Origin of the sequence: Agromyces aureus, assembly GCF_001660485.1 — a bacterium.
GTDB lineage: Bacteria > Actinomycetota > Actinomycetes > Actinomycetales > Microbacteriaceae > Agromyces > Agromyces aureus.
Window position 1 is genome coordinate 1,748,886 of record NZ_CP013979.1, and the last position, 17,126, is coordinate 1,766,011.

At 69.1% G+C, this 17,126-nt stretch carries 13 protein-coding genes and 2 tRNA genes; 10 read left to right on the top strand and 5 right to left on the bottom strand.

What is annotated here, in order from left to right:
• Positions 1–120 precede the first annotated feature (120 nt).
• Together ATC03_RS07530 and ATC03_RS07535 are read left to right on the top strand one after the other, a co-directional pair.
• On the top strand, positions 121–1,245 hold the full coding sequence (locus ATC03_RS07530; RefSeq protein WP_067875106.1) for a YlbL family protein: 1,125 nt from the start codon (positions 121–123) through the stop codon (positions 1,243–1,245).
• A gap of 231 nt (positions 1,246–1,476) precedes the next feature.
• Entirely contained in the window at positions 1,477–4,320 is a 2,844-nt protein-coding gene (locus ATC03_RS07535) for a UPF0182 family membrane protein (protein WP_418118770.1), read from the top strand.
• A 102-nt stretch (positions 4,321–4,422) separates the two neighbouring features.
• On the opposite strand, the gene ATC03_RS07540 is transcribed toward ATC03_RS07535, so the two are convergent.
• Positions 4,423–5,847, bottom strand: a complete 1,425-nt coding sequence (locus tag ATC03_RS07540) for a glycoside hydrolase family 18 protein (RefSeq protein ID WP_067875110.1) — start codon at positions 5,845–5,847, stop codon at positions 4,423–4,425.
• A 305-nt stretch (positions 5,848–6,152) separates the two neighbouring features.
• Between ATC03_RS07540 and ATC03_RS07545 the strand changes: the two genes are divergently transcribed.
• The 7 genes from ATC03_RS07545 to ATC03_RS07575 all read left to right on the top strand — a co-directional run bounded on the left by ATC03_RS07545 (position 6,153) and on the right by ATC03_RS07575 (position 11,172).
• Positions 6,153–6,226, top strand: a tRNA-Met gene (locus ATC03_RS07545).
• Between the two features lie 562 nt (positions 6,227–6,788).
• Positions 6,789–7,550, top strand: a complete 762-nt coding sequence (locus ATC03_RS07550) for a CPBP family intramembrane glutamic endopeptidase (RefSeq protein ID WP_067875113.1) — start codon at positions 6,789–6,791, stop codon at positions 7,548–7,550.
• 318 nt (positions 7,551–7,868) lie between these two features.
• Positions 7,869–8,018, top strand: a complete 150-nt coding sequence (locus ATC03_RS20545; RefSeq protein ID WP_156997174.1) for a hypothetical protein — start codon at positions 7,869–7,871, stop codon at positions 8,016–8,018.
• Positions 8,019–8,096: 78 nt separating this feature from the next.
• The gene (locus tag ATC03_RS07560; RefSeq protein WP_067875119.1) at positions 8,097–8,558 is read left to right on the top strand and encodes a hypothetical protein; all 462 of its coding nucleotides are present in this window, start codon (positions 8,097–8,099) and stop codon (positions 8,556–8,558) included.
• A gap of 29 nt (positions 8,559–8,587) precedes the next feature.
• Positions 8,588–9,067 carry a hypothetical protein gene (locus ATC03_RS07565; protein ID WP_152030894.1) on the top strand — a complete coding sequence of 160 codons (480 nt, stop codon included), beginning with the start codon at positions 8,588–8,590 and terminating at the stop codon, positions 9,065–9,067.
• Positions 9,068–9,230: 163 nt separating this feature from the next.
• Positions 9,231–9,304 (top strand) — tRNA-Met (locus ATC03_RS07570).
• A 320-nt stretch (positions 9,305–9,624) separates the two neighbouring features.
• On the top strand, positions 9,625–11,172 hold the full coding sequence (locus tag ATC03_RS07575) for an MFS transporter (protein WP_067875125.1): 1,548 nt from the start codon (positions 9,625–9,627) through the stop codon (positions 11,170–11,172).
• A 22-nt stretch (positions 11,173–11,194) separates the two neighbouring features.
• Here the strand turns inward: ATC03_RS07575 and ATC03_RS07580 are convergent, their stop codons facing one another.
• The 4 genes from ATC03_RS07580 to helR all read right to left on the bottom strand — a co-directional run bounded on the left by ATC03_RS07580 (position 11,195) and on the right by helR (position 15,935).
• On the bottom strand, positions 11,195–11,926 hold the full coding sequence (locus ATC03_RS07580; protein WP_067875128.1) for an alpha/beta fold hydrolase: 732 nt from the start codon (positions 11,924–11,926) through the stop codon (positions 11,195–11,197).
• A gap of 123 nt (positions 11,927–12,049) precedes the next feature.
• Positions 12,050–13,210 (bottom strand): AI-2E family transporter, encoded by a 1,161-nt coding sequence (locus tag ATC03_RS07585; protein WP_067875132.1) that lies wholly within the window; start codon positions 13,208–13,210, stop codon positions 12,050–12,052.
• A gap of 69 nt (positions 13,211–13,279) precedes the next feature.
• Entirely contained in the window at positions 13,280–13,543 is a 264-nt protein-coding gene (locus ATC03_RS07590) for a hypothetical protein (protein WP_067875135.1), read from the bottom strand.
• A gap of 94 nt (positions 13,544–13,637) precedes the next feature.
• The gene (gene helR, locus ATC03_RS07595; protein ID WP_067875138.1) at positions 13,638–15,935 is read right to left on the bottom strand and encodes an RNA polymerase recycling motor ATPase HelR; all 2,298 of its coding nucleotides are present in this window, start codon (positions 15,933–15,935) and stop codon (positions 13,638–13,640) included.
• A 216-nt stretch (positions 15,936–16,151) separates the two neighbouring features.
• On the opposite strand from helR, the gene ATC03_RS07600 reads away from it, so the two are divergent.
• Positions 16,152–17,078, top strand: coding sequence for an SDR family NAD(P)-dependent oxidoreductase (locus ATC03_RS07600; RefSeq protein WP_227820255.1), 927 nt, complete (start codon positions 16,152–16,154; stop codon positions 17,076–17,078).
• Positions 17,079–17,126: the final 48 nt, after the last annotated feature.

A 17,126-nucleotide genomic window follows, 5' to 3' on the forward strand; every position in this document is an offset into this window, starting at 1 on the left:
CGCGGTGCGGACGCGAGGCTGGGAAATGGCTTAAGCTGGGCGTTCCCGGTGTCCGCCTGTCGCGAACAGGCGCGGCATCCGGCGGATCTCGGCGTCAGCACCGTCCGGAAGGAACCATCGATGGCACTCTTCGCCGACGACCACTCGCCGAGCCTCGACGAACCGGCCCGCGTCGCTGCGCCCCGCCCGTTCCGCGAGCGCTTCGGCGGCTGGGCGGCCGTGGTCGCGGTCGTGATCGCCGTGCTGTTCGCGCTGCTGCCCTCGCCCTACGTCATCGAGCGACCCGGTCCCGTGTACGACACGCTCGGCACAGCCGAGCACGACGGCGAGGAGATCCCGCTCATCGCCATCCCCGACGAGACGACCTACCCCACAGAGGGCGAGCTCAACCTGCTCACCGTCTCGGTCGTCGGGCGTCCAGGCGCGACGCCCAGCTGGTTCGAGGTCATGCGGGCCTGGTTCGACACCCGGCAGTCGGTCATCCCCGTCGAGGCGGTGTTCCCCGCGGGCGTGACCGACAAGGACCGCGATGCGCAGAACGCGGCCGCCATGGTCGACTCCCAGCAGGACGCGATCGCCGCCGCGCTCGTCGAGCTCGGCTACGACTTCCCGCGCGAGGTCACCGTCTCCGGAATCGCCGAGGGCTCGCCGGCCGAGGGCGTGCTCGAGGACGACGACGTGATCGAAGCCGTGAACGATGTCGACGTGAACTCGATCGACGAATTGCGCGCGGCCGTCCAGGAGAACGGCGGCGATCAGCCCGCCCGGTTGCGGGTGCTGCGCGACGGCGCCGAGGTCCCACTCGAGGTCACGCCGGCCGACAACTCCGGCGTCTTCGTGCTCGGCGTGGGCGTGCGCATGGTCTACGAGTTCCCGATCGACGTCGAGCTCCAGCTCGACGACGTGGGCGGCCCGAGCGCCGGCATGATGTTCGCGCTCGGCATCGTCGACGAACTGACCCCGGGCGCCATGACCGGCGGCGAGATCATCGCGGGCACCGGCACCATCGACTCCGCGGGTGCGGTCGGGCCCATCGGCGGCATCCGCCAGAAGCTCTGGGGGGCGAAGGATGCCGGTGCCACCGTGTTCCTCGCACCCGAGTCGAACTGCGACGAGGTCACGGGCAACATCCCCGACGGCGTCGACGTGTTCGCCGTCGAGACCCTCGACCAGGCCCGCGCGGTCGTCGAGGCCGCCGGTGAGGGCGCGGACATGGGCGACTTCGCCACCTGCCCGGTCTCCTGACCGTCGCACGTCGCCGACACATGCGGCACGCGGCATCCGACCCGCCATTCGTTACGAAGTTCCCAGCCGGAAGGCGCCCTCTCGCGGCTTCCGCCCTGCTCGGCGAACGTAGGATGGAGGTTCGATCCCGTCGCGACCGAATGAGGCCCGAGAGTGTCAGCAACACAGCCGCAAGAACCGAGGATTTCGCGCCGTCGTGCGCCGATCGCCCTGACGATCGGGGTGTTGGCCGTGCTGGTGATCGCATTCTTCGTGTTCACCGGACTCTACGCCGACGTGCTCTGGTACGACCAGCTCGGGTTCCTCGAGGTGCTGACCACGCAGTGGATCGCGCGCACGGTGCTCTTCATCATCGGGTTCCTCGCGATGGCCGTGCCCGTGTGGGCGTCGATCCAGATCGCGTACCGCACGCGGCCCGTCTACGCGAAGTTCAACTCGCAGCTCGACCGCTACCAGGAGGTCTTCGAGCCCCTGCGCCGGCTCGCGATGTACGGCGTGCCGGTCGTGCTCGGCATCTTCGCCGGCGTCTCGACCTCGAGCCGGTGGGACCTCACCCTCACCTGGCTGAACCGCACGCCCTTCGGCTCGACCGACCCGCAGTTCGGGTTCGACCTCGGCTTCTACGTCTTCGAGCTGCCGTTCTACCGCTCGATCGTGGGCTTCGCCTCGGCCGTCGTGCTGCTGTCGCTGCTGCTCGTCGCGGCCACGAACTACCTCTACGGCGCGATCCGCGTGAACGGCCGCGAGGTCGTCATCTCGAAGTCGGCCCGCGTGCAGATCGCGATCACCGCCGGCCTCTACCTGCTGCTGCAGGGCGTCAGCATCTGGCTCGACCAGTACGCGACGGTCACCGAGACGGGCTCCCTCATCACGGGTGCCGCCTACACCGACGTGAACGCCGTCATCCCCGGCCGCCAGATCCTCGCCGTCGCAGCCGCGATCGTGGCCGTGCTGTTCATCGTGACGGCGATCATCGGGCGTTGGCGCCTGCCGCTCGTGGGCGTCGCCCTGCTCGTCGTGTCGAGCCTGCTCATCGGCTCGCTCTACCCGTGGGTCGTGCAGCGGTTCCAGGTCGACCCGAGCCCCCGCACGCTCGAGGCGGAGTACATCCAGCGCAACATCGACCTCACCCGTGACGCGTACGGCATCGCCGACGCCGAGGAGATCCCGTTCGAGGCGCAGACCACGGCCGAGCCCGGCGCGCTCCGCGCCGACGCCGAGACCACGGCGAACATCCGACTCATGGACCCGCTCGTGATCAGCCCGGCGTTCCAGCAGCTCGAGCAGTTCCGCCAGTACTACCAGTTCCCCGACGCGCTCGACGTCGACCGCTACGAGATCGACGGCAAGACGCAGGACACGGTCGTCGCGGTGCGAGACCTCAAGGTCTCGGGCCTCGGCGACGCCGAGACCTGGTACAACTCCCACATCGTCTACACGCACGGCTACGGTCTCGTGGCCGCGGCGGGCAACCAGCGATCGGCCGGCGGCCAGCCGGTGTTCCTGCAGTCCGGCATCCCCTCGACGGGTGCGCTCGGCGAGTTCGAGCCGCGGGTCTACTTCGGTGAGACCTCGCCCGACTACTCGATCGTGGGCGCGCCAGAGGGCACCAAGCCCGTCGAGCTCGACTACCCGGCCGGCGGTGAGAACGACGAGCAGACGCAGACGACGTTCACCGGCGACGGTGGCCCGAAGCTCGACAACATCTTCACGAAGCTCGTCTACGCGCTGAAGTTCCAGTCGGAGCAGATCTTCCTCTCCGACGCCGTGAACACGTCGTCGCAGATCCTCTACGAGCGCGACCCGATCGAGCGCGTGCGCAAGGCCGCCCCGTACCTCACGCCCGACTCCGACGCGTACCCGTCGGTGGTCGACGGTCGCGTCGTCTGGATCGTCGACGCGTACACGCTGACCGACCAGTACCCGTACTCGAACAAGGTCAGCATGAGCGAGGCGATCGCCGACAGCGAGACCCTGCCTCAGACCCTGCCGTTCGACGAGGTCAACTACATCCGCAACTCGGTCAAGGCCACGGTCGACGCCTACGACGGCTCGGTGACCCTCTACGCCTGGGATGACGAGGACCCGATCCTCAAGACCTGGCAGAAGGTGTTCCCCACCACGGTCAAGCCGATGAGCGAGATGTCGGGCGACCTGATGACCCACGTGCGTTATCCGGCCGACCTGTTCAAGATGCAGCGCGCCGTGCTGGGTCGCTACCACGTGACCGACGCGGGCGCCTTCTACTCGCGTGAAGACGCGTGGACGACCCCGAAGGAGCCGACCGAGCCCGCCAACACCACGCTGCTGCAGCCGCCGTACTACCTGACGATGCAGATGCCGGGCCAGGACGCCCCGTCGTACTCGCTGTACACGACGTTCATCCCCGAGGCGAGCGGCGAGCAGAGCCGCAACGTGCTCCGCGGCTACCTCGCGGTCGACGCCGACGCCGGCAGCACCGACGGCAAACGGGCCGAAGGGTACGGCAAGCTGAGGCTGCTGACCCTGCCCGAAGACGACAACGTACCCGGGCCGGGTCAGGTGCAGGCCACGTTCAACTCCGACCCCACGGTGTCGCAGTCGCTGAACCTGCTGAAACAGGGCCAGTCCGACGTGATCAACGGCAACCTGCTCACGGTGCCCGTCGGCGGTGGTCTGCTCTACGTGCAGCCGGTCTTCGTGAAGTCCACGGGCAACACGAGCTATCCGCTGCTGCAGAAGGTGCTCGTGGCGTTCGGCGACGACATCGCCTTCCAGGACACCCTCGACCTGGCGCTCGACGTGCTGTTCGGCGGCGATTCCGGGGCCGATGCCGGTGACAACGCGGTCGACCCGAACGCTCCGCCCGAGACGCCGACTGAGGGCGACGGCACCGGCGACGGCACCGAGACGCCGACCGATGGCACCACGGGCCAGAGCGCCGAGATGCAGCAGCTGCTGCGCGACGCGTCCGGGTTCCTGAAGGCCAAGCAGGCGGCCCTCGCCGACGGTGACTGGGCGGCGTACGGCGCAGCCGACGCGCAGCTCGCCGAGACGATCGCCAAGATGCTGGCCCTCACCGACGGCGGCCAGTAACCGTAGTCCGAACACGACCGATGGCCGGCAGGGATTCCCTGCCGGCCATCGGCGTTCATTCGTGCGCTCCCGATGCGTGCCCGAGCTGACGCGCAGGGCGCGTCAGTCGAGCGGGCCCTCGGGGGCTTCGCGCAGGGCGTGGCCGAGCGAGTCGCCAAGCTCGTTGCGGTAGTCGCCAGAGAGGTCCCACCACATGGCGCCGCCGTAGCCGGCCTGCGTGAGCCATTCGGCCTTCGCCGTGACCGACGCGGGGTCGTCGAGGCTCCACCAGTCACCCGTCGCCGCGTCGTAGCGCCACGAAGCTCCGACGGCGGGGTCGAAGTAGCCGGTGCCGACCTGGCGCAGGTCGTAGTAGGGCTTGGTGCCGATCCACCCGGTGGCGGGCTGCCAGGCGTCGTCGCCGACGGTCACCCCGGTCCAGCCGGTCCCGTATGCCGCGAGCCCCGCATTGAGCTGCTCGGGCGCGGCGCCGGCGTTCAGGTACATGCCGACGGCGCCGTCGAGGCCGAGGCCCCAGTTCTCGGTTCCGTCGGGGTGCAGGTTGCCCTGGTGCCCCGTCGTGTTCGGAACCCAGCCGCCGTGGAAGTCGTAGCCCTGCACGTTGAGGAAGTCGACCGAGGCGAACAGGCGGGGGTCGAGCCATCCGCCCTGTCCGGCATTCCAGCCGCCCGCCGGGGCGAAGGCCGTGAGCAGGTAGTCCTCGCGGGTCTTCGAACCGTAGGCGTCGAGCTGCGTGCGGAACTCTTCCATGAGCGCCAGGAAGTTCTCCTTGTCGACCGAGGGGTCAGGACTCGAACTCGGCACCTCGCCACCCGTGACGGGCCACTCCCAGTCGATGTCGATGCCGTCGAAGATGCCCTTCGCGACGCCCTTGCCGCCCTGCTTGCCGACGACCGGCAGGTTGCCCTTCAGGTAGACGTCGATGCAGCTCGAGACGAGCTTCGCACGGCTCTCGGGGGTGGCTGCCGCTGCGGCGAAGTTGTCGGACCAGGTCCACCCGCCCAGCGAGACGAGGATCTTCGTGTCGGGGCTCTGCCGCTTCAGCTTCAGCAACTGGTTGAAGTTGCCGGCGAGCTTCTGGTTCTTCGAGTCCTGGCGGCCGTCGACCGAGTCGACCGCCGAGACGAGCCGGAGGTAGTCGTTCTGCGCGTCGCCCTCGCCCGGCGTGTTCGTGATCTCGCACGTCAGGTTCGAGGTCACGTTGCCGAATGCGTAGTTGATGTGCGTGATGTCCCTGATCGCGCCCGTCGTGAACAGGTCCGCGATCTGGTAATCGCGCGTCACCGGCGTATCGGCCATGAGATACCCCACGGCACGATAGCCGTTGATGTCCTCGGGCCCGGCGGAGCGCGGGTGCTTGCGCTTGTCCTTGTGCCGGTCGCGCTCGTGGTCGTGGCTGCCGCGGTCGTCGCGGTCGCCGCGGCCGTCGCCGCCATGGGCGAGCGCGGGGGAGACGGCGGAGGTCGCGACGAGTGCGGTCGCAGCGGCGGTGAGCACCGCGGTTCTGATCAGGTGACGCTTCGGCATGTGAATCCTCATCGATCGGTGTGCCCGCACGGCACGACGCGCGTGCGATTGCGGTGACGCTACCAACCCGGGTCGAGGTTAGGAAGGATTCCTGACAAATCCTGCGGGAACCCCAACGGATCGAGGAGGTCGCTGTCGGGCGTCCATAGTGAATGCACAGGAATGTGCATATGTCGCAACATGCGACCGAGCGGATGCCGCCGCGGGCCGGATCAGGATCCCGGGCCCGGCCTCGCGGCGCCTGCGCGCGGCATCCGCCCCGATTTGTGAGCCCTCGTAGGCCATGCTAGGTTTATCTCTTGTGCCGCGGGGTGGAGCAGTTCGGTAGCTCGCTGGGCTCATAACCCAGAGGTCGTAGGTTCAAATCCTGCCCCCGCAACCGAGGCGCCATCGGAGAATCAGATTCTGATCTTCGGAAAATGGGCAGAAGAGGCCGTGACCAGAGAAATCTGGTCACGGCCTCTTTCTTTTTGCCCGGCGGGGCTCTCGTACCTCGACTGGTGTGCGCGGGACCACCTACCTCCTCGTGAAGGGTGCAGCGCAGCCCTTCAACGCCGGAGCGCGGGACGGGCTGGAGGCAGACGGCGCGACGCCGTCGATGTCGTGCTCGGCTCCGTGATCCGGCCCACGTATTCTCCACGCCGTCGTCTCGCTACACGTCGAGGATCACGGGCAGCGCGATGCCGCGGGCATGGTGATCCCCTTCCGGGCACGAGCGTTGCGCGCGAACGGCGGACCACTGCCAGAGTCCGTGCCACCGCAGAGCGAGCCGCGCCCTCTCGGTCGCCCGGGAGGCGCACCTGTTCGGCGCGGTTCGCACCACGTCAATTCGCACCACGTCAAGGGGTGACGTCGATGCGATGACGCAGGCAGGTTGCCGCCATTCGACTTGCCGCTCGAGAAAGGGCGAACCGGAAACCGTGTCCGGGTACTGTTCGGGCATGACCGCTGATCGCTCGCTTCGCATCGCGCCCCGTGTCTGGCTCGGCGTCCTCGCCTACCTCCTCTACCTCGCCGTGTTCTACGGCGTCTGGATCTTCAACGGCATCGACTACAACCACATCGGCGACAGCGAGGACACCCTCTGGAAGTGGTATGTCGCGCCACTGGCAGCAGGCTCGATCGTGATCATCATCATCGTCTCGATCTACGGATGGTGGCGGCCCGCGCTCTTCGAGACGAAGAAACGCCTCCCGGCCTGGGTCTGGATCTTCCCCGGCATCCTCGCCCTGCTCGCGGTGCTCGGCCTGTTCGGCGACACTTCACGGGTCACCCCGTTGATGTGGGTGTTCCTCGTGATCGGCAGCCTGCTCGTCGGCTTCAACGAGGAGCTCGTCACCCGCGGGCAATTGATCGTCGCGTTGCGGAGCCGTTTCGGGGAACTCGGCGTGTGGTTCTTCAGCACCCTGCTCTTCGGGCTCCTGCACCTGCCCAACACGCTCTTCGGAACCGGACTGCCGGGCATCTCGCAGGTCGGCATCACGTTCCTCATCGGCACCGTGCTCTACTTGCTCCGACGGGTCAGCGGCACGTTGATCTTCGCGATGGCCCTGCACGCGCTCTGGGACTTCTCCTCCTTCGCCGCCCCCGGGGGCTTGTCCGGCATCGTGGGAATCCTCGTGGGCATCGTCGCCGTGATCTTCGCGATCATCCTCACGCGCCGGGAGAGCCGAGCAGAGAAGGCCGTCTCCGCGCCGGCGTGATCGACGGCGACGGGCGCAGACGCCGCACCACTCGCACCCGGCATCGCGACCGTGCCGCGAACGTCGCAGTTCGGACCGTCGCACGTTCACGGGCGCGGACGTTCCACGTTCCGCTCCTGTGCACAGGTGCGCTCGACTCCAGATGTCCCCAATAGGATTTAGCCAACGTGCGCAGAACCCCGGGGGAGTGTGATGGCGGACCTCACGATCGAGCGGTCGTCGCTTCAGCAGCTCTCAGCTGATCTCCGACGCGCTGCCGACCTCATCGCATTTCGACGCGATCTCGTTCAGGTCGATGCCGGTGTTCTCGGGTCTGCGTTGGTCGAATCAGCGCTCGTCGAGACCGCGTCGTTGCTCGAGGCCCGCCGATCCGTCGTCGAGCGGATGCTGAGCGAGCTGGTGGCTCATCCGACGAAGGTCGTCGACGACTTCGGCGATCTCGACGCCGCGCTTTCCGGCGGCGCGTGATGGGGTGGTCTTGGCAGGATCCCGGTGCGGGGCTTCGGACGAGCATCCGGAAGCACACTTGCCACGTTCGAGGAGGGAATGCGCCAGGATCCATCCCTCCGCGCCAGTGAGCAGATCGCCATCGGTCATAGTTGGGGGCTCGCGAACGTCACCTCCTCCGAGGTGGCGGGCACCCATTACGACAAGGTCGTCTCCCTCTCCGGCGCGGGCATGCTGCCCGAGTGGGAACCGGGCTCGACGACGGCGTATCAGGACCTCTCGTACCGAGATCTCCTTCAATCGGCACAGAGCCTCGATGTGGTCTGGGACGGCAGGAACCCTCGCGACCACACCGCCTTCGAGCATGGCGAATTCTTCCTGGGGCCGCAGGATGAGATCCTCGAGCATGCGACGGAGACGGTCAACGTGCAGGGGTACCCGCAGACCACCATCGATGCGCGAGCGTTTGGAGTGCTCCTGGACAACCACAATCTGATCACCCGGAACGTGCCGGCGAACGCCGCCGTCCTCGAATCAGTCCTCAGCATGGTCAAGCGATGAGATCGCGTCGGTTCGGCATCCTGACGATCATGCTCATCATCAGCGGTACGGCGCTCGTCGGGTGCGCACCGGACGGAGGCGCGTTGGATGACGACCTGACCTGGCAGGATGCGAAATCCGAGGCGCAACAGACGCAACGAGAGATCGCCGACCTCATCGACGCCGACCAGGTCATCGCAAGGGACGAGCCCGCCGACGGGATTCTCCTCAGTTGCGATGCGACGCGGCATCAGTGGTCCGGCCGTATCGTTCTCACCCTGTCGGAATCGGCTGACGCTGACGCGTTGGCACGCTCTGTCGCAGACCGGTTCCGGGAGAGCGATCGCTTCGTCGTGCGAGAGCAGGAGGACGCTCCCGAAGGCAGCCCCATCATCATTCAATTGATCGCACCCGACAACGAGGAGAACTACATCGTCGCCCCGTACCCGGCATCCGATGAACTCCACATCACCTCCGCCTCCGAGTGCTTCGTGCTCCCCGAAGGCGTCTACCCTGGCGGCACCTTCTGACGCCGGTCGCATTCCTCGGCCGTCCTCGGGCCGGACGGTGTCGGTCGGTCGACGCCGCGGAGGACGGGCTCGTGGTCAGAGGCCGGTCGCGGAGCACGTATACTGGACCAAGCGCAACGACGATCCCGATCGTCGAGCGGAGGCCGGTTCGACTGGCCAACGGCGCGGGGTGGAGCAGTTCGGTAGCTCGCTGGGCTCATAACCCAGAGGTCGCAGGTTCAAATCCTGTCCCCGCAACCGAAGCACATCGAAGCATCAGGAACAGATCTTCGAAGGCGTGCAGAAGAGGTCGTGATCAGAGAAATCTGGTCACGACCTCTTTTTTGGTGGACCGAAAGGTCCGGTTCCCAAAGCTCGATCGTCTCAGACGCGTGCTCAATCCAGCTCGGTCCAGGCGCCGACGGACTCGTGCGAGTCGTTCACCGGTTCGAAGAGGAGTTCTGTCGCCCACCGCACCAGCGGGCGGTCGCCGATTCGTTCGGGCCGCCATCGGTCCCGATCGAGGATCGCGCCGAGAGGTCTGGCCCTGAGTCCGCCTGCGATGGTAGGAATTCCCCATGGGGGACAACACTTCGGCTCAGGCAGGCCCGGCCGTCTCTGCGACCGCTCGTCGCAGCGCACTCGCGGCGCTGGTCGCGACATCCGTCTCGGCGTTGGTGGTGAACGCGAACACCTCGGCGGTGTCGATCCTGATCCCGGCGATCTCGGCCGACACGGGCACGCCGACCGACACGTTGCAATGGGCGGTCACGGGCTACTCGCTCGTCGGTGCCGCCGTGATCGTCACGTCGGGCTCCCTCGGCGACGTGTTCGGCCGCCGCAAGATCTTCCTCGGCGGCCTGCTCCTCTTCATCGCGTCGTGCGTGTTGATCGGGCTCTCGCAGGAGGGCATCGGCGTCATCGCCGGTCGATGCATCCAGGGCGCCGCGGGGGCGACGATCCTCGCGTGCGGCATGAGCCTGCTGTCGGCCTCGAGCACGGGCAAGGAGCAGATGCGGGCCGTCACCCTCTGGGGTGCGGCATCCGCCGTGGGTGCTGCGGCCGGTCCACTGGTCGGCGGACTGCTCGCCTCGACGCTCGGCTGGCAGGGGCTGTTCTGGATCGACGCGGTGATCGCCGCGCTGTGCATCCCGGTCACGCTCATCGCGGTGGCCGAGTCGAGCGACCCGACCCGGCCCCGGTCGATCGACTTCGCCGGAACGGTGCTCATCGCCGCGATCCTCGCCCCGCTCATCTTCGCGCTCACGAACGGCAGCGCGTGGGGCTGGGGTTCGATCCAGACCCTCGGATGCTTCGCCATCACGATCGGCGCGACCATCGGGTTCGTGCTGGTGGAGCGCAGCGTCAAGGCCCCGCTGCTCGACCTCGCCCTGCTCAAGAACAAGGTGCTCGTGGGGGCGACCCTCTCGATCCTGCTCGGCTCCGGAACCGTCAACGGCATCATGTTCATCGTCAGCCTGTACTTCCAGAACCCGGCGGCGCTCGACATGGACGCCTTCCAGGCCGGGCTGGCGACGCTGCCGGTCGCGGCGGCGGCCGTCGTGCTCGCCCCGCTCATCACGCCGATCGTCGGTCGGATCGGCGTGCGCACCACGATCGCGGTCGGATTCATCATCATGTCCGCCTCGTTCGCGGTGCTCGCGTTCGTGACGGAATCGTGGACGTACGGGTTGTTCGTCCTGCCGCTCATCGGCGTCGCCGCCGGCATGAGCCTGCAGAACGGCCCGTGCTCCTCGATCTCGACCGCCTGCGTCGAACCGCGCGAGGTCGGCGCCGCCTCGGGCATCTCGAACATGGCCCGCTACGTCGGCGCTGCCGTGATGACGGCGATCGTGGCCTCGGTCTACGGATCGGTCTCGGCGAGCCGTCTCGCCGAGGGCGATTCCGAGCCCGTGGCACTCGCCGACGCCTTCTCCTGGTCGTCGATCGCGATGGGCATCTGGTGCGTCCTCGGCATCGCGCTCGCGCTCCTCGTCGCGCGCGGGGTCACGCGCAAGCCGACCGAGTTCGAGTACGCGGCCGCGGCCGCCTCGACGTCGCACACGCTCACGCCGCCCGAAGAGGTCGTGGCCGCGGCCGGTCAGGCGCCCCGAAGCGGCGCCTGACCGCCCCCGAACTGCTCGTGGTTCAGACGGTGGCCGCGGCAGCGAGGATCGCCGCGATCGACGCCTCGGGGTTCGACACCATCGAGACGTGGGAGCCCGGCACCTCCGACACGGTCGAGCCGGCGCGCGCGGCCATGCGCCGCAGCACGTCGGCCGGGATGACGCGATCGTCGACGCCGATGACCGCCCAGCTCGGGATCGACCTCCACGCGGGAGGCCCCGACGGCGTCACGTTGGCGACGAGCGATGCCGGGCGCTGGCTGGCCGCGATGGTCCACCGGGTCGCCTCGTCGAGGTCCGGTGCGAACGCGGTGTGCACGACCTCGGGCTTGAGGAACACCTCGGCGGCGCCTTCGGGTGCGCCCGGGTATCCGGCGATGTCGAAGATCGTCGTCGGATCCGCGACGCCGAGCGCCGAGGTCGACCCGTCGAGCAGCTGCACCACGGTCTCGCCCTCGTCGGGCACGAACGCGTTCACGTAGACGAGCGCGCGCACGTCGCCGGCCGTGCCGGCGTTCGTGATGACCGCGCCGCCGTACGAGTGCCCGACGAGCACGACCGGCCCGCTCGTGCGCTGCGCGAGGAACGACGCCACGTACGCGCTGTCTTCCGTGAGTCCGCGCAGCAGGTTCGGCGGCACGAGCACCGTGAACCCCTGCGCCTGCAACGCGCGGGTCACGGCGTCCCAACTCGATCCGTCGGCCCACGCTCCGTGCACCAGCACGATCGTCGGCTTCGTCGCGACATCCGTCATGTCATCCCCCAATGCTCGATTCGGGGGAACGATACGCCTGCGATGAGGTGACGCGCCAGAGCGAGACGGCCTGATGACGGTGAATTTCGTGTGTCATCGCCGGGAACGGAGGTGCCGATGCGATCAGCCGACGCGCTCGGGCTGTCGTTTCGCCCGCGCCCAGCGCGCCGGCAGCGCGGGGCCGTCCCAGACCTGGACCACCCCCCAGGCCACCGCCGTGATGGGCACGGCGAGGATCGCGCCGAGCACGCCGCCGAGTGCGGCGCCCACGGTCAGGGCGACGAGGATCACGAAGGCGTGCAGCTTCATCGAGCGCCCCATGAGCACGGGCTGCAGGAAGTTGCCCTCGAGCTGGTTGACGAGCACGACCACGCCGACCACGAACAGGGCGTTGACCCATCCGTTCGCGACGAGCGCGACGAGGGCCGCGAGGATGCCCGCGACCGTGGCGCCGACGATCGGGATGAACGCGAGCACGAACACGAGCACCGAGAGCGGCAGGGCCAGCGGCACCTGCAGGATGAGCAGGCCGATGAAGATGCCGATGGCGTCGACCGCGGCGACGGCGGCCGTGCCGCGCACGTACGAACCGAGCACGGAGACCGTCTTGTCGCCGACCCGGCGAGCACGCGCGTAGTTCTCGCCGCGGAAGGGGCGCAGCAGGAACTCCCACATCTGCGGGCCGTCCTTGAGGAAGAAGAACAGGATCGTCACGAGCAGCACGAAGCCCGTGATGAAGCTCGCCACGGCGCCCACCCCGGCGATCGCCCCCGAGCCGAACTGCGCGCTCGTGAAGAACGCCGTGAGCTGGTCGATCCAGTCGTCGAGCTGGTCGGCCGTCGGGAAGAACGGCAGGTCCTGCGCCCAGGCCGCGAAGTGCGCGAAGCCGTCTTGGGCCTGCGCGTACAGTTCGTCCCACTGGTCGCGCACGGCCCACACGATGAGCCAGCCGAGCCCGCCGAGCAGGGCGACGGTCGTGAGCAGCGTGATGAGCGTCGCGAGCACCGACGGCACCCCGCGACTGCGCATCCACCGCATGGCGGGCGCGAACGCGCTCGCGAAGATGAGCGCCAGCACGAGCGGGATCGTGACGAGCGTCAACGACTGGATCACGAAGATGATGCCCGCGGCGATCGCGACCACGACGATCGCCTGGATCGACCGGATCGCGAGCCGCCCGAATCCGTCGGCCCACAGACTCCACGGCGCGCGGTCGGCCTTCAGTGCGACCGACGGGTTCTGCAGGCGGATGATGCGGGGCTCACGGGGTCCGAAGAGTGGCATACGACGACGCTACCGGCAGCGGGCGAGCGGACCGGCCCCCTTGCAATCGGCCCCCGAGCGTCATATCGATCACGCCCAGAGGTGGTCGACGACCCACCCGCCGTCGACCTGCACGATGTCGATGGTGACCAGCTCATCGGACTCGGAGCACGCCCGGATGCGCCAGCCGAGCTGCTGCGCGGGCGGGTGGGTGACCGCAGCCGGCAGCGTCTCGGGCTCGCGTGCGAGTGGGATCGGCGTGTCGACCGGACGCCAGCGCTCGCCCCGGAACACGAGCCTCACCGGTACGCCGCCCTGCTCCCAGATCGATACGGCTTCGAGCATGATCGTCATGTCGCCCCTCCCTTGATTCGAACGCATGTTCGAATGTAGCGGGTTCGCAGGCGACACGCCCGGCGCCGTGGTGGCGGGTTTCGGACGCGTTCCGTCAGCTGCTCGCGGGCCGATCGCCCGCGGGTCGGTCGCTCGTCAGCACCACGAGCTGCTGCGTGGCCCTCGTCATGGCGACGTAGCGGTCGACCGCACCCTCGATGCCCACGCCGAACCGATCGGGGTCGACGAGCACGACGAGGTCGAACTCGAGTCCCTTCGCCAGTTCGGGCGTCAGCCGGCGCACCCGGGGCGAGGTCGACGCCCGCCCGCCCGCGGCATCCGCTCGCCCTGGACGGCCTTGGCCCTCGGTTCCGCCCGCGACCGAGATCACGCACGCCAGGCCGTCGTCGTGCTCGTCGAGCCACCGCTCGAGCACGGCGTCGAGTTCGGAGATTCGGCCGTGCGCGACCGGGACCCCGCTGCGGCGAACCGAGGTCGGCACGTTCGCGTCGGGCAGCACGGCCCTGATGACGGGCTCGGCCGCCGCCATGACCTCCTCGGGAGTTCGGTAATTCACGCTGAGCGAGGCGATCGTCACCCGCTCGACCCCGACGCGCGCGAGGCGCTCGGTCCACGATTCGGTGAACCCGTGCCTGGCCTGCGCGCGGTCGCCGACGATCGTGAAGCTGCGCGACGGGCATCGCAGCAGCAGCATCTGCCACTCGGCATCCGTCAGCTCCTGAGCCTCGTCGACGACGATGTGCGCGAACGGGCCCGCGAGCGCATCGGGATCGGCCGGTGGCGCCGTGGTGTGCTCGAGCAGCGTGCGGCGCACGTCGTCGCCGCGCAGCATGGTCATGAGCCCCTCGCCGTCGTCGAGCTCCATCGCGTCGACGAGGTGATCGATCACCGTGCCCATCTGCTCGCGCTCGCTCACGGCCTCGGCCTCGCGACGACGGCGACGGGCGGATGCCTCGGGGTCGCCGATGCGCTGCCGTGCCGCGTCGAGCAACGGCAGGTCCGAGATCGTCCATGCGGTGGGGTCGGCGCGCTGCAGCACTTCGATCTCGGCGGGCTCGAGCCACGGCGCGCACGCGCGGAGGTACGCCGGAACCGTCCACAGGTCGCCGACCACGCCCGCGGCGTCGAGCAGCGGCCATGCACGGTTGAAGATGGTGCGCAGCTCGGCGTTCTGCTGCAGCGCCCGGCGCACCATGGCGTCGGTCACGGCGTCGTCGATCTCGTCGTGGCTGTCGGCGAGGATCCCGATGAGCGCCTCCCACACCTGCCCACGACCGTCGTTGTGCGGCGTGCCGGCCTCGGGGGCGTCGAATGCCTCGGCCCAGTCGGCCGGATCGAGCCAGACCTCCGCCCACGGCGTCTCGACCATGAGGCCGCGCGTCGGGGGTGCCTCGTAGTGACGCACGGCGGCCTCGATCGCCCGCACGATCTGCGCCGACGACTTGAGGCGTGCGACCTCGACGTCGGGCTCGACGCCCGCCGACGCGCCCTCGGGCACGAGATCGCGCAGGGTGCACGTCGCGACGCCCTCCTCGCCGAGGCTCGGCAGCACGTCGGCCACGTAGTCGAGGTACGGCTGGTGCGGACCGACGAAGAGCACCCCGCCGCGCCGATGCCCGAGGCGCGGATCGGAGTAGAGCAGGTAGGCCGTGCGGTGCAGTGCGACGACCGTCTTGCCCGTGCCCGGCCCGCCGTCGACGACGAGCGCGCCGCGCGATCCCGCCCGGATGATCGCATCCTGATCGGCCTGGATCGTGCTCAGCACGTCGCGCATGCGCGGCGACCTGCTGCCGCCGAGGCTCGCGATGAACGCCGACTGGTCGTCGAGTGCGACGCGCCCCTCGAGCCCGTCGGTGGTGAACACCTCGTCCCAGTAGTCGGTGACGCGGCCGTTCGCCCATCGGTAGCGCCGACGGCTCGCGAGGCCCATCGGGTCGCCGTGCGTCGCACCGAAGAACGGCTCGGCCACGGGGGAGCGCCAGTCGACGAGCAGGCGCCGCCCTGCATCGTCGGTCAGGCCCGCGCGGCCGATGTAGGTCGGGGAGTCGGCAGCCTGGCCGAGGTCGTCGTCGCCGATACCGTCGCCGACCGTGCGCCCGAGGCACAGGTCGAGGCCGAATCGCCCCATGGTGCGAAGGAGCCCGGTCAGCCGATGCACCTCGAGGTCGCGGTCGAGCGCCTGCTGGCCGTGGCCGCCGGGCTGTCGACGCACGTCGTCGAGGCGGGCGGATGTCTCGGCGACCGTGCGTGCGATGCTCGCGTCGATCGCGGCGAAGTGCTCCTCGTCGTCTCCGATGAGCTCGGGCGCCGCCTTCGCGGCGAGTCGAGTGGGCAGGTCGAATGCGGTGCTGGTCAGGGTCTCTCCTCGGGTGATTCGTGGGCGGTCGATCATTCTGCACCACGAGGGGGCCCTTGCGGCAAGGCCCCCTGCCGGCGTTAAACTGAGAGTGGAGAGCACAGGGGTGCTCTCCATTTCCATTTCCCACAACGGCGGCGCCTCCGCCTCGGGGACAGCCCGGAGGCACCGCGCCGAGCGGCCCCGATACGCTGCGGCCATGCGGCGATCGAGCACCTCGCGGGCTGGGGCGGGCACGGACGGCGGTGGCTCGTGACCGGGGTTCGCGTCGACCGAGCGAGTGCCGTGCAGCTTCCCGACCTGAGCGGGGCTCGGGCCCTCGTGACGGGTGCGAGCGATGGCATCGGCCTCGAGATCGCGCGGGCGCTCGCCGGAGCGGGCGCCGAGGTGCTCATGCCCGTGCGCGACGTCGAGAAGGGCGAGCGCGCCGCGTCGCGCATCCGCGAGCTCGACCCCGATGCGCGCCTGCGACTGGTCGATCTCGACCTCGCGCGGCTCGATTCCGTGCAGGCGCTCGTCGCGGCCCTGCTCGCCGAGGGTCGCCCGATCGATCTCGTCGTGCTGAATGCGGGCGTCGTGCTGCTCGGCGACCGCGAGCGGCACATGAGCGTCGACGGCTACGAGGTGCACTTCCAGACGAACTTCCTCGGGCACGCGGTGCTCGTGCTCGGCATCCTCCCGCTGCTGCTGGCCTCGCCCGAGCCCCGGGTCGCGGTGCAGGGGAGTCTGGCCGCGGCATCCGCTCGGCTCGATCTCGACGACGAGTTCGTGACGGGGCGCTACACGCCGCTCCGGGCGTACGGTTCGTCGAAGTTGGCGCTCGGGCTCTTCGCGCTCGAGCTCGGCCGTCGCCATGCGGACGACGGGCTGCGGGTCGGTCTCTGCCATCCCGGCATCGCGCCCGACACGGCGATCGCCGCCGACCTCCGCGCGAAGGCGCCCGCGTACCAGCGGCGCCTGAGTCGAAGGCTGGGCAACACCCCCGCGCAGGCGGCCCAGCCGGCCTTGGCCGCGCTGACGACGGATGCCGCGCCAGGCCGTCTCATCGCCCCGTCGGGTCTCTTCCAACTGTCGGGACGGCCCGTGTCGACGACGCTCCCTCGGCGGCTCGACGACCCCGCGGCGGCAGCCCGCGTCTGGACGCTCGCGCAGCGGATCGCCGATGCGGGCGTAGCCTGACGCTCTGGGTTCGGATGCGGCATCCGAACGTCACAGGACGGAGCGCAT

What these genes read in the sequence shown, in the direction of transcription:
- ATC03_RS07575 (WP_067875125.1), top strand. Translation starts at nt 9,625, where the DNA reads ATGGGGGACAACACTTCGGCTCAGGCAGGCCCGGCCGTCTCTGCGACC.
- ATC03_RS07565 (WP_152030894.1), top strand. Translation starts at nt 8,588, where the DNA reads ATGCTCATCATCAGCGGTACGGCGCTCGTCGGGTGCGCACCGGACGGA.
- ATC03_RS07590 (WP_067875135.1), bottom strand. Translation starts at nt 13,543, where the DNA reads ATGACGATCATGCTCGAAGCCGTATCGATCTGGGAGCAGGGCGGCGTA.
- ATC03_RS07580 (WP_067875128.1), bottom strand. Translation starts at nt 11,926, where the DNA reads ATGACGGATGTCGCGACGAAGCCGACGATCGTGCTGGTGCACGGAGCG.
- ATC03_RS07550 (WP_067875113.1), top strand. Translation starts at nt 6,789, where the DNA reads ATGACCGCTGATCGCTCGCTTCGCATCGCGCCCCGTGTCTGGCTCGGC.
- helR (WP_067875138.1), bottom strand. Translation starts at nt 15,935, where the DNA reads ATGATCGACCGCCCACGAATCACCCGAGGAGAGACCCTGACCAGCACC.
- ATC03_RS07585 (WP_067875132.1), bottom strand. Translation starts at nt 13,210, where the DNA reads ATGCCACTCTTCGGACCCCGTGAGCCCCGCATCATCCGCCTGCAGAAC.
- ATC03_RS07540 (WP_067875110.1), bottom strand. Translation starts at nt 5,847, where the DNA reads ATGCCGAAGCGTCACCTGATCAGAACCGCGGTGCTCACCGCCGCTGCG.
- ATC03_RS07530 (WP_067875106.1), top strand. Translation starts at nt 121, where the DNA reads ATGGCACTCTTCGCCGACGACCACTCGCCGAGCCTCGACGAACCGGCC.
- ATC03_RS07560 (WP_067875119.1), top strand. Translation starts at nt 8,097, where the DNA reads ATGCGCCAGGATCCATCCCTCCGCGCCAGTGAGCAGATCGCCATCGGT.